Consider the following 11,513-nt stretch of genomic DNA (forward strand, 5'->3'; position numbering starts at 1 on the left):
CGTCGCCGAGGCCCACAGGCCTGACGATCGAAGGGCGGATGCTGCGGCATCCGCCCTTCGTCGTTCCTAGACGACACCCGTCGTTCCGAGGAGAGTACCGATCAGCCAGGTCGCGAGCAGCGCAAGCGCACCGCCTGCCACCAATCGCAGAGAGGCCCGGCCAGGAGACGACCCTCCGATCCGCGCCGCGACAGCACCGGTGAGTGCGAGGGCGAGAAGCACGGCGACGAAGGTCACCGGCACTCGCCATCCGGGTGGGGGGAGCAGTATCGCGAGGAGAGGGAGCAGTGCGCCCAGAGTGAAGGCCATCGCCGACGACAGAGCGGCATGCCAGGGGTTCACGAGGTCGTCCTGATCGATCCCCAACTCGACCTCGAGATGGGCCGAGAGAGCATCGTGCGCGGTGAGTTCCTCGGCGACACGACGCGCGGTCTCCACTGTGAGTCCGCGCTCGCGGTACAGCGCCGTGAGTTCGTCGAGCTCTTCCTGCGGCATGGTGCGCAGCTCCTCGCTCTCCTTGGCGATGAGGGCTCGTTCGCTGTCTCGCTGGCTGCTCACCGAGACGTACTCCCCCAACGCCATCGAGATCGCACCGCCGACCAGTCCGGCGATGCCGGCGGTGAGCAGGGCGGCGTTGTCGGTGGTGGCGCCTGCCACACCGACCAGCAGCGAGGCGACCGACACGATGCCGTCGTTGGCTCCGAGCACACCGGCTCGGAGCCAGTTCAGCCTCTGACCGAGGTTCGGCGTGTGCTGCTCTCCTTCATGCACTGTCATGGGCTCAGTGAATCAGATCGGCTCGACGGCGGACAGAGCCGCAGAGTAGGGAAAACCCGAACGCAGGAGTCCGGATGACTCGGTGTCGGCGCGAACGGGGCGCCCGTACCTTGGAAGCATGACCACTCAGACTGCGACTCCGCCGCCGGCGACGGCCGCGAAACCGCCGCTGCGCATCTTCACGACGATCCTGCATCTGGCAGGTGTGGGCGTGATCGGCGGCATCATGTTCTCCACTCTCGGCGGGCTGCTCGGCACCGGCCTCGGGTTGCTCTTCGTCGCCGGCATCGGTGCCGTTCTCCTCGTGGGGCTGGTCTACGCGCTGTTCGGGGTGGGCTGGTTCGAGGTCGCCCGTGTCGGTGCGCTCTACCGCACCCCGATCGCGCCGCTGGGTCTGCGGCGCCGTGACCGTCCCGGATTCGGCGGATGGCTCCGCTCGCTCGGCCGACAGGCCATCGACGGACGCATGTGGCGTGCGATCGCCAACTTCGCCATCGCGGCGATCCTCGGCTTCATCGTGCTCCGGCTCGCGTGGACGCTGGTGTGGTCGATCATCATCTCCTTCGCTCCGTTGACCTCGGCGGATTCTGTGATGGGCCCGTTCGGCGGCGGTGGCATTCCCGTGGCCTGGGCGCCGCTGGTCGGCATCCTGGGGATCGCCGCGTCCATCGTCGGCATGATCGGGCTCGCACTGCTGCACCGCACCTTGTCGCTCGCGATCGTGATCCGCAGCCGAGAGACCGAACTGACCGAGAAGGTGCGCACGTCGACGGCGCAGCGCGAGGGTGCCGTCCGTGCCGCCGACCTCGAGCGCACCCGCATCGAGCGGGATCTGCATGACGGCGTCCAGCCGCGACTGGTGTCGGTCGGCATGACGCTCGGTCTGGCACAGCAGAAGATCGACAACGACCCCGACACGGCGAAGGAGCTGATCGCCGAGGCGCACACCTCCACCAAGGCCGCGATCACCGAGCTGCGGCAGCTCGCCCGAGGCATCCATGCGTCGGTTCTCGACGATCGTGGTCTGGATGCGGCGCTGTCGGCGCTGGCCGGACGCTCGCACATCCCCGTGCATCTGGATGTGCGGATGGATGGGCGGTGCAGTCGGGATGCCGAGGCCGCCGTGTACTTCTCCATCGCCGAATCACTCACCAACGCCGCGAAGCACTCGCGGGCGAGTGAGGCACGCGTCACCGTGCGGATCCGCGAGGGCAACACGCTCTGGGCACGCGTCGAGGACAACGGCATGGGTGGCGCGCAGGTGCAGCCCGGTGGCGGACTCGACGGCATCGCCAACCGTGTGCTCGCCGCCGGCGGGACTTTCCGACTCGACAGCCCGCAGGGCGGCCCGACCAGCCTGGAGGTGAACGTGCCATGCGCATCCTGATCTGTGAGGACTCCGTCCTGCTGCGCGAAGGTCTCGTCCGTCTCCTCGAGGATGCCGGTCATGAGGTCGTCGCCGCTCTCCCCGACACCAGTGGTCTCGTCGAGACGGTCACCGGCACCGACCCGGAGCTCTGCATCCTGGATGTGCGGCTTCCCCCGACCTTCACCGACGAGGGCATCCGGGCGGCTCTGGGACTGCGGTCCACGCACCCTCAGCTGGCGATCCTGGTGCTCTCGCAGTACGTCGAAGAGCGGTACGCGTCGGATCTGATCGCGGCGCAGGGTGGGCCACTCGGCTACCTGCTCAAGGACAGGGTCGCTGACGTGTCGGAGTTCCTCGCCTCGGTGCAGCGCATCGCTGAAGGAGCGACCGTGCTCGACCCCGAGGTCGTCGCCCAGTTGCTCACCCGCCGCAATCGCGATGACCGGATGCTGCGCCTCACCGAGCGCGAGCGCACCGTGCTGGCGCTCATCGCCGAGGGCAAGTCCAACCAGGCGATCGCCGCACTGCTCTTCCTCTCGGAGGCGAGTGTCGAGAAGAACATCACCGCCATCTTCCAGAAGCTGGGCTTCGAGCAGGACGAGTCGGGAAACCGCCGCGTGCTCGCCGCCCTCGCTCACATCGAGAACACCGGAGGCCCGACGCCTCCGACCGGCCAGACAGGAGTGGCACGATGACCACTGAGCAGAACGACTTCCAGGGTGGTCACACGCCGCTCACTCCCCCGCCGGTATCCGGTCCGGCGCAGCCCGTTCCACCGGCACCCGTGCCGCAGACGCAGCCAGCACCTCCGGCAGGAGGGCGCTCCTCCGGTGCCACCGCGGTCATGGTCGTGACGGCTGTGGTCGGGGGCATCGCGCTGCTGGGCTCCGGTGGCGCCGCAGCGGCCGCTGCTGCCGGGAGCATCATGTCGTCGAGCGCTCCTGACTCCGTGCAGACCGTGTCGACCGACGGCATCACCGGTATCGACATCAGTGCGGATGCCAGCAGCATGCGCGTGGAGTATGGCAAGGTCGACGAGGCCGAGCTGGCGATCACGAACGGCCGCGGCGCGGCATGGACCTTCGAGCGCGATGGCGACGAGCTCGTCGTGCGCAGCCCTCAGGGTGTGTGGGGCTGGTGGTTCGGAAGCTGGTTCGGAGACGAGGAAGTGGCCGTTCTGACGCTGCCTGAGAGCCTGCAGGGCACGGAACTCGATGGAGACCTCACCCTCAACGCCGGAAGCCTCGACGTGATCGGTGACTTCGGAGCTCTCGACATCGACGTGAACGCCGGGGCGCTCGACGTGCAGGGTGCGGCGACCACCTTCGAGGTGAACATGAGCGCCGGGCGCGCCGACATCCTGCTCGATGGCGTGGACGAGGCCGACCTCGGCGTCTCGGCCGGAGATCTCACCGTCGAGTTGACGGGCACGGCACCCAGCCGGACCTCGGTCGAGGTGAGCGCAGGGTCCTTGGATCTGACGGTCCCCGATGTCGAGTACAACATCACGCAGGATGTGAGTGCCGGCTCGCTCGACGCGAAGGTCGAGCAGTCATCCAACGCCCGCCGCGCGATCGATGTCTCGCTCGAAGCGGGCAGGGTGACCATCCGTCCGGGCCGCTGATCTCCATCGAGGGCGAGGTCTCCGCAGGGGTCCTCGCCCTCGATTCGGATTTTCCGTGAAACTCGGGTAAAGTTTCGGAGGTTGACGGGGCTATAGCTCAGGTGGTTAGAGCGCTTCACTGATAATGAAGAGGTCCCAGGTTCAAGTCCTGGTAGCCCCACACTTTCAATTCAATATTCCCTCACGGGGCCTTAGCTCAGTTGGTAGAGCGCCTGCTTTGCAAGCAGGATGTCAGGAGTTCGAATCTCCTAGGCTCCACACTGTGTTGAGACAGTTTGATCAAGGCTCCGAGCATCGCTCGGGGCCTTTTTCTTCTGTCCAGTGCGCTTCAGGCTGTGGCGTCATCCACAGGTGTTAACAACTCTGTTAACAACTCCGAGGTCGGTGGAGAGGGCGAGAATCCTCACTCTCCGAGTCCGAGGATTAGCGCGCCGGCCGGCGGACTCTCGCGTTATGGAGCACGATCGCGACGATCGCGACAACCGGGCCCGCCAGCACGACGATGAGCGCCCACCAGCCGGCGCTCTGCGCGATGAGTGCGGCACCGAAGATCGTCAGACCCGCCCCGAGCGCGCGCATGGGCAGCGAGTGGCGACCCTCGCTCGCGGGACGCGTCCAGTACGGAATCGGCGCGTCGTGGTTCGCACGGATGGTGGCGAGCAGAGCTGCCAGGAACAGGATCACTCCGGCGAGAGCGATCGCGATGCCGAACATGTTCATGCGTTCGACCGTATCAACCCGCACTCTTGCGTGCCGCGAAGCGGGCGTGATCTGCTGGAGGAATGACGTTCTTCCCGCCGGACCCCGAGATCGCCGAACCCGAGGAGAGCGAGATCCCGCAACCGCGGTGGTGGAGCAGCCCTCAGGGCGAGCTGCCCGCGCTGCTGCCGATCTCGGAGATTCTGGCGGTGACCGACCATCTCGCGATCGCACTGGTCGCCGTGGCGGTGTACAGCGACGGCGTGGAGTTCCGGGTGGATCGCCGCCTTCGCCGTAACGGACTGCCGATGACGGAATGGAACGAGCTGTGCTCGACGTTCATGGAATACATGCCGTTCGGCGGCCCCTCGGGGCAGACCGGCCGACTCCGGTACGGCATGGTGCTCGGCAACGGCGAGAAGGTGTTGGCCGACTCGCCGTACTCCGGTGCGGGTGACCCGATGTCAGAGCCGCACGGGCACGTGCTGAGCAACCAGGGGCAGGGTGGCGGCGGCGGAGGCAGCACCTACTCCGGCGGGGACCAGCTCTGGCTCTGGCCCGCGCCCCCGGCGGGTCCGATCGAACTCGTGGTGCAGTGGCCGGCACTCGGCGTCGAGGAGACCCGTGTGGTGCTCGACGGTACGGCGATGCGCGAGCTCACCGACCGAGCGAAGCCCTACTGGCCGTGAGTGCGGCGGGGAGGCAGCGATGAAGGCTGCGCCGTAGCGTCGAGCTCCTTCGCATCGAAGTACCGGTCTCCGTCCACGCGGAACGGTTCGGCATCGATCCAGACCGCATCGCCGTCGACGCGGAGCACGCCGACGTACATGATCCGGTCCTCTTCCGATGCCCAGATCGTGAGGAGACGCTCATCAGCTCTGGCCTTCTGCATCGCCGAGAGGCCGGCGACGATCGTGTCGCCCTCACTCCGACCCGCGCGGATCGCATCCAGCACCGGCTCGAGCGGGAAGGCTGCGCTGACGCCGTGGATGACCGGATTCGTGAGCACCCCGCCGCCTTTGATCCGCCAGCGGCGGGCACCGACGAAGATCATCACGATGCTCACCACGAACACGACGGGCGGGAGAGCGAAAGCACCGCCGATCGCCAGGCCGCTCCTGACCCGGCCACCGAGGAGGTCGACGGTCGCTTCGGGGTTCAGATAGATCAGCAGCGCGAGCACCGCCATGAGCCCGGCGATGATTCCCCACGTGGTCGTCTTCTTGGGGGATCGCTCCGACTCGAAGAGGTCGCGACGCGTCGCGAACCACGGGTACAGACTGCGGGACTTGGATCGCAACGGTGTGAACGCCATCCGCTCATCCTTCCTCACCGCGCTGACACTCTCGAGTGTCAGCGCACGCGTCTCCCGAACCGCTCGCGCGTCGCCTCGTCGGGCGTGTACACGACGAGCTGGATCTCGGTCTGATCCGAGGGGCGCAGTTGGTGGTGCTCGAAGACCAGTCGGCCGAGCTCCGGATGCTGGAATACGCGCTCACGGGACTGGAACCCACGGATGTCGTGGCTCTCCCAGCGTTCGCGGAACTCCGGGCTCGCCTCCACCAGGCGCGAGACGAGGTCGCGGTAGCGGGGGTCGCCCAGGCGCGGGCCTGCTTCGGCGCGGAACTCGGCCAGGAACCGGCGGCTGGTGACATCCCAGTCGTCGAGCAGCGAGCGCACATACGGGTCGGTGAAGATCAGCCACAGCAGGTTGCGCTGTTCCGGTGGCGTCTGTGCCACGTTCGGGTACAGGGCCTCGTAGGCCGCATTCCACCCGGCGACGCCCCAGTCGGGTGCCAGCGCATACGCCGGATGCTCCTCAAGCGCATCGAGGAACCGCTGTACATGGGCGGGGGCGGTCTCGACCGCGGCGCCGCCGCTCGGTCGCGCCGGAGCGAAGCCGGCGAGTGTCAGCACGTAGTCGTGCTCGGTCACCGTGAGGTGCAGCGTGGTGGCGATCGCATCCAGCACCTGGCGGGACGGGTTGATGTCGCGCCCCTGTTCGAGCCAGGTGTACCACGTGACACTCACGCCGGAGAGGTACGAGATCTCCTCACGACGGAGGCCGACCGTCCGGCCGCGTCCGGCCGGCGGGAGTCCGAAGGCGGCTCGGTCGAGGTGCTCGCGGCGGGCGCGTAGGAAAGCGCCGAGTTCTCTCCGCTGCTGCTCGTCGCTGGCCATGGGTACAAACCTAGTGCTCTCACTACTAGTGTCAGCGCCGTCTTCCTGCCGGTGTCGGCAGACGCCAGGGTGGAAGAATGCCCACCCCCCTTCGTTCCCGTACCGTCACGCACGGCCGCAACGCCGCAGGAGCCCGTGCTCTGTTCCGCGCCGCCGGCGTCAACCCCGCCGACTTCGGCAAGCCGATGATCGCCGTCGCGAACAGCTTCACCGAGTTCGTCCCCGGTCACACCCACCTGCAGCCCGTCGGGCGTATCGTCTCCGACGCGATCTCCGCCGCCGGCGGCATTCCTCGCGAGTTCAACACGATCGCGGTCGACGACGGTATCGCGATGGGCCACGGCGGGATGTTGTACTCCCTCCCCTCGCGCGACCTGATCGCGGACTCCGTCGAGTACATGGTCAATGCGCACCAGGCCGACGCCCTGGTCTGCATCTCGAACTGCGACAAGATCACCCCCGGCATGCTCATGGCCGCGCTGCGCCTGAACATCCCGACCGTCTTCGTCTCGGGCGGCCCGATGGAGGCCGGACGGGCCACCCTCGTCGACGGCTCCGTGCGCACGCTCGACCTGGTCGATGCGATCTCCGAGGCCGCGAACGACACGGTGTCGGATGCCGACATGAAGCGCATCGAGGAGAACGCCTGCCCGACCTGCGGCTCGTGCTCCGGAATGTTCACCGCGAACTCGATGAACTGCCTCGTCGAGGCGCTCGGCCTCGCGCTGCCCGGCAATGGCTCAGTGCTCGCCACCCACACCGCCCGCCGTGCGCTGTACGAGAAGGCCGGTGAGGTCGCGGTCGAGATCACCCGCCGCTTCTACGAAGAGGATGACACCTCGGTGCTGCCGCGTGAGGTCGCGAGCTTCGCGGCCTTCGAGAACGCCATGGCGCTCGACATCGCGATGGGCGGCTCGACCAACACGATCCTGCACCTGCTCGCCGCCGCGCACGAGGCGGGCATCAGCTTCGGCCTCGACGAGATCGACGCGGTCTCGCGCCGAGTGCCGTGCCTCGCGAAGATCGCGCCGAACCCGGCATACGGCCGCATGTACTACATGGAGGACGTGCACCGCGCCGGCGGCATCCCCGCGGTGCTCGGCGAGTTGCGCCGCGGCAACCTGCTCGACGAGAACGTCAGCACCATCCACTCCACGTCGTTCGCTGCCTGGCTGGATGACTGGGACATCCGCGGCGGCAAGGCGACGGATGCCGCGAAGGACCTCTGGTACGCGGCCCCCGGCGGGGTGCGCTCGTCGAGTGCGTTCTCGCAGTCGGAGCGGTGGGCGGCCCTGGACGAGGATGCCGCGACCGGATGCATCCGCGATGTGGAGCACGCCTACTCGGTCGATGGCGGTCTCGCCGTGCTCCGCGGCAACCTGGCAGTCGACGGCGCCGTGGTGAAGACCGCCGGCGTGGACCCCTCGATCCTGGTGTTCTCCGGCCCGGCCGTGGTGTGCGAGTCGCAGGAGGAGGCGGTCGCGAAGATCCTCGGCAAGAAGGTCCAACCGGGCGACGTGGTCGTCATCCGTTACGAGGGCCCCAAGGGCGGCCCAGGGATGCAGGAGATGCTGCACCCGACGTCGTTCCTCAAGGGCCGCGGCCTCGGCAAGGTATGTGCGCTCATCACGGACGGCCGCTTCTCGGGCGGCACGTCGGGGCTGTCGATCGGCCATGTCTCCCCCGAAGCGGCCGCCGGTGGCGTGATCGCCCTGGTGCAGGACGGCGACATCATCGACATCGACATCCCTTCACGCTCCATGTCGCTGCAGGTGAGCGAGGCCGAGCTCGAGGAGCGGCGTGCACGGCTGCTTGAGGGCCCGGGCTACCAGCCGGTCGATCGTGCCCGGCCGGTGTCGCTGGCGCTGCGCGCGTATGCGGCGATGGCGACCTCCGCCGACCGCGGTGCCGTGCGCGACGTCGAGAAGGTCGAGCGTGCCCTGCGGGCACAGGAGCTGCAGGCCGCCGCCGCCCTCGTCTGACGGGCGAGCGGCTTCACTCACCGGTGAGGGGTCAGAACACGCCGCGAGTGCGCGCGGGCGCACGGCGTGTCTTGACCCCTCACGCGGGTGGGGTCGGGAGCGCGCGGGTGATCGGCCGCTCGCCGTCGGGGACGAAGAGGTGCAGGATCTCGACCGCCAGCTGATCGGCCGGACCGAACCAGTGCGGGGTCGAGGAGTCGAACTCCACCTGCTCCCCTGGTTCGAGCTGGTGCTCCTGACTTCCGAGGATCAGCCGCAGGCGTCCGGCGAGCACGTGGATCCATGCGTGACCGCGGTGGCTCACCAGCACCGGCTCGCGCGGCCCGAGCACGTGCTTGAACGCCTGCACGCGCCCGGGGTACTGCGTGAGCGGCACGGCCACTCCCCCCGTGCTGAGTCGTTGCGGCTCGAGGTTCACCCGCGGATCCCCGGTCTCGGGTGCGGCGATGAGCCGGTCCAGCGAGACGCCGTACGCGCGGGCGAGCGGGATCAGCGCGTCGAGCGTCGGCTGCCGGTGCCCGGTCTCGATGCGCGACAGCGCGCTCACGGACAGGCCGGAGAGAGCGGCGACCTCGGAAAGCGTCAGGGTGCGTGACGCGCGCAGACGTCGCAGTCGCGGGCCGATGGCCTCCAGCACGGCGGCGGTGTCGGCATCCATGCGTGCCATCTTTGCAGAATCTGCAAACACAATGGATGCCGGTGGCCTCGCGGTCCGACGATGGAGTCCGCTCGAGACTCACGCCGGGCGAGAAGGAGCAGCACCATGACCGAACGACCTCCCTCCGTGAACATCCGATGAGGGCGCTGCTGCTGGGTGCCCGCGGCGCCGTCGGCACCGTGATCCGCCGCGAACTCGAACGACTCGATCACACCGTGACCGCGGCCAGTCGGGCCGAGGCGGGTGGGGTCCGCATCGACCTGCGTGGAGACCTCGCGTCCCTGGCCGTCCTCGCCGCGGACCACGACGTCGTGATCAACGCCTCCGGCATCGAGCGCCCTGAGCTCGCAACCGCGGCGGCGGACACGCCGCTGGTCGACATCTCGGCCACGGGGAGCTACCTCGCCGCGCTCCGGGATGCCGCACGTGGACCCGTCGTGCTCGGCGCCGGGCTCGCCCCGGGCCTGACGACGGTGCTCGCCGCCGCACTCGACACGCGTCCGCACGACCAGATCGACGTGCTGGTGATGCTCGGCAGCGGAGAGAAGCACGGACCGGCCGCAGTCGCCTGGACGGCAGGACTCGTCGGCACCGATGTGCACCTGCCGCCCGAGGCCGGGAGGGTGCGCAACTTCCGCACGAGCCTGCGTGTCGAGGGGCCGGACGGTCGCACCCGCCGCTACCTCCGTGCGGACTTCCCCGACCACATCCTGTTGGCGCCGACCGGGGCACCCGCCATCCGCTCGTACCTCACGCTCGGCTCGGCGGCGATGACGGCATCCCTCGATCTGGTGGGACGCCTGCCCGCACTGCGCGGGGTGCTCTCGATCGCCCCGCACGTGGGCAGCGACGACTGGCATGTCGTCGCCCGCAACCGGCGCACGGGCGAGCGTCGGCAGGCCGCCGGCTCCGGTCAGTCCGAGGCGACCGGCAGGCTCACCGCCCTCGCCGCGGCCCGAATCGCCGGCTCGACCCACGGTGCCGTGACGATGGCCGACCTGGTCACGGTCGACGAGGTCAGTGTCCTCCTGGCGTGAGGGGTCAAGACACGCCGCGCCCCGGCATCCGTCCACGGCGTGTCTTGACCCCTCGGGGGCTGGCTCGGGCGAGCGCGGCCGGAAGGCTCAGTCGGTCGAGCCCAGGGACGCGACCGTCGATCGCCGTGCGATGAGCTGCATCGGGATCACGACGCTCTCGTAGGCGCGGGTGCGGTCGCTCAGGCGCGCGACGGCGAGGCGTGCGGCCTGACGCCCCAGTGCCTCGACGTCGCCGGTGACGACGCTGATGCCGAGCACCTGCGCCCACTCCGGTTCGTCGAAGCCGATCACCGCGGGAGACGCCTGCGGGTGATCGGCGATCTCCTCCATCACACCGAGGAGGATGCGGTTGTTCCCCGCGACCACCGCGGTCGGCGGGTTCTCGAGGGCGAGCAGCCCGCGCATGCACTCGCGCGAGGAGGCGACGTCGTGGGCGTCGGTGCGCAGCAGTTCGCGCCAGTCCGCGCCTTCGCCGCGAGGGAGATCGTCGAGCACGTCGCCCATGCCGGCGAGGCGCTGGCGATACGTGGGCAGCCAGGCGTAGTCGCCGATGAAGGCGATGCGGTGGTGGCCGGCGTCGATCAGGTGCCGGGCGGCCAGCCGCCCGCCCTCGCGGTTGTCGAAGACGATCGAGTCCGCGTCGAGGTTCTCGGCGGGGCGGTCCACGAAGACGACGGGGATGCCGCGGGCCTGGAGCTGGGCGTACTCGGAGTGGTCGGTCATGGCGGAGACCGTGATCACGGCCTTGGTCTGTCGGTCGGCGAGGTCGTGGGCCACGCGCTGCTCCTGCTCGGCAGACTCGCGGGAGTTCGCGACCGAGAGGTGCATGCCGCGGGGGCGGATCTCATCTTCGATGGCCTGCGCGAGCGCGGAATAGAAGGGGTTGGTGAAGTCGCCCGTGATGAGTCCGATCGACTCGGCCAGCCGTCCGCTGGCGAGCAGGCTCGCGGCGGCGTTGCGTTGATAGTCGAGCTCGGCGGCTGCGGCCAGCACGCTCGCCAGCGTCTTCGCACTCACATAGGACTCGCCGCCGAGAGCTCGGGACGCCGTCTTCAGACTGACGCCCGCACGGGCGGCGACCTGCGCGAGGGTCGGTCGCGGCGTCGCCTCATCGTCTGTTCGTGTCATGCGTCCCCCTCGTCCGCCGGGGGCGGATAGCTCATTATCGCGGTCGGTCGCTGCGAGA

Annotated in this window: 12 protein-coding genes and 2 tRNA genes; 8 read left to right on the forward strand and 6 right to left on the reverse strand. The window is 68.8% G+C overall.

What is annotated here, in order from left to right:
* Positions 1 to 66: 66 nt before the first annotated feature.
* A complete protein-coding gene (locus MRBLWO12_RS15660; RefSeq protein WP_363557095.1) occupies positions 67 to 777 on the reverse strand; it encodes a VIT1/CCC1 transporter family protein in 711 nt (236 codons plus the stop codon).
* Between the two features lie 118 nt (positions 778 to 895).
* Between MRBLWO12_RS15660 and MRBLWO12_RS15665 the strand changes: the two genes are divergently transcribed.
* The 5 genes from MRBLWO12_RS15665 to MRBLWO12_RS15685 all read left to right on the forward strand — a co-directional run bounded on the left by MRBLWO12_RS15665 (position 896) and on the right by MRBLWO12_RS15685 (position 4,028).
* Positions 896 to 2,164 carry a sensor histidine kinase gene (locus MRBLWO12_RS15665; protein ID WP_363557097.1) on the forward strand — a complete coding sequence of 423 codons (1,269 nt, stop codon included), beginning with the start codon at positions 896 to 898 and terminating at the stop codon, positions 2,162 to 2,164.
* The gene (locus tag MRBLWO12_RS15670; RefSeq protein WP_363557099.1) at positions 2,152 to 2,841 is read left to right on the forward strand and encodes a response regulator transcription factor; all 690 of its coding nucleotides are present in this window, start codon (positions 2,152 to 2,154) and stop codon (positions 2,839 to 2,841) included. The genes MRBLWO12_RS15665 and MRBLWO12_RS15670 overlap by 13 nt, the downstream gene beginning before the upstream one ends.
* Positions 2,838 to 3,770, forward strand: coding sequence for a hypothetical protein (locus MRBLWO12_RS15675; RefSeq protein ID WP_363557101.1), 933 nt, complete (start codon positions 2,838 to 2,840; stop codon positions 3,768 to 3,770). Before MRBLWO12_RS15670 ends, MRBLWO12_RS15675 begins: the two co-directional genes overlap by 4 nt.
* An 86-nt stretch (positions 3,771 to 3,856) precedes the next feature.
* Positions 3,857 to 3,930: transfer RNA gene (locus tag MRBLWO12_RS15680), tRNA-Ile, on the forward strand.
* Between the two features lie 25 nt (positions 3,931 to 3,955).
* Positions 3,956 to 4,028, forward strand: a tRNA-Ala gene (locus MRBLWO12_RS15685).
* Between the two features lie 165 nt (positions 4,029 to 4,193).
* Here MRBLWO12_RS15685 and MRBLWO12_RS15690 read toward each other — a convergent pair.
* On the reverse strand, positions 4,194 to 4,490 hold the full coding sequence (locus MRBLWO12_RS15690) for a hypothetical protein (RefSeq protein ID WP_363557103.1): 297 nt from the start codon (positions 4,488 to 4,490) through the stop codon (positions 4,194 to 4,196).
* 62 nt (positions 4,491 to 4,552) lie between these two features.
* On the opposite strand from MRBLWO12_RS15690, the gene MRBLWO12_RS15695 reads away from it, so the two are divergent.
* The gene (locus tag MRBLWO12_RS15695; RefSeq protein ID WP_363557105.1) at positions 4,553 to 5,158 is read left to right on the forward strand and encodes a hypothetical protein; all 606 of its coding nucleotides are present in this window, start codon (positions 4,553 to 4,555) and stop codon (positions 5,156 to 5,158) included.
* On the opposite strand, the gene MRBLWO12_RS15700 is transcribed toward MRBLWO12_RS15695, so the two are convergent.
* The gene (locus MRBLWO12_RS15700; RefSeq protein WP_363557107.1) at positions 5,146 to 5,784 is read right to left on the reverse strand and encodes a hypothetical protein; all 639 of its coding nucleotides are present in this window, start codon (positions 5,782 to 5,784) and stop codon (positions 5,146 to 5,148) included. The genes MRBLWO12_RS15695 and MRBLWO12_RS15700 overlap by 13 nt on opposite strands.
* A gap of 38 nt (positions 5,785 to 5,822) precedes the next feature.
* Complete coding sequence (locus MRBLWO12_RS15705; protein WP_363557109.1) at positions 5,823 to 6,650, reverse strand: helix-turn-helix transcriptional regulator; 828 nt, start codon at positions 6,648 to 6,650, stop codon at positions 5,823 to 5,825.
* Positions 6,651 to 6,727: 77 nt separating this feature from the next.
* Between MRBLWO12_RS15705 and ilvD the strand changes: the two genes are divergently transcribed.
* Positions 6,728 to 8,632, forward strand: coding sequence for a dihydroxy-acid dehydratase (gene ilvD, locus MRBLWO12_RS15710; protein WP_363557111.1), 1,905 nt, complete (start codon positions 6,728 to 6,730; stop codon positions 8,630 to 8,632).
* Between the two features lie 79 nt (positions 8,633 to 8,711).
* Here the strand turns inward: ilvD and MRBLWO12_RS15715 are convergent, their stop codons facing one another.
* Entirely contained in the window at positions 8,712 to 9,299 is a 588-nt protein-coding gene (locus MRBLWO12_RS15715; RefSeq protein ID WP_363557113.1) for a helix-turn-helix domain-containing protein, read from the reverse strand.
* Positions 9,300 to 9,427: 128 nt separating this feature from the next.
* On the opposite strand from MRBLWO12_RS15715, the gene MRBLWO12_RS15720 reads away from it, so the two are divergent.
* Positions 9,428 to 10,327, forward strand: coding sequence for a hypothetical protein (locus MRBLWO12_RS15720; RefSeq protein ID WP_363557115.1), 900 nt, complete (start codon positions 9,428 to 9,430; stop codon positions 10,325 to 10,327).
* An 87-nt stretch (positions 10,328 to 10,414) separates the two neighbouring features.
* Here MRBLWO12_RS15720 and MRBLWO12_RS15725 read toward each other — a convergent pair whose 3' ends face one another.
* Positions 10,415 to 11,455: a LacI family DNA-binding transcriptional regulator gene (locus MRBLWO12_RS15725; protein WP_363557117.1), complete on the reverse strand. Its 1,041-nt coding sequence runs from the start codon at positions 11,453 to 11,455 to the stop codon at positions 10,415 to 10,417.
* Positions 11,456 to 11,513: the final 58 nt, after the last annotated feature.

The organism is Microbacterium sp. LWO12-1.2 (assembly GCF_040675875.1).
Lineage (GTDB): Bacteria > Actinomycetota > Actinomycetes > Actinomycetales > Microbacteriaceae > Microbacterium.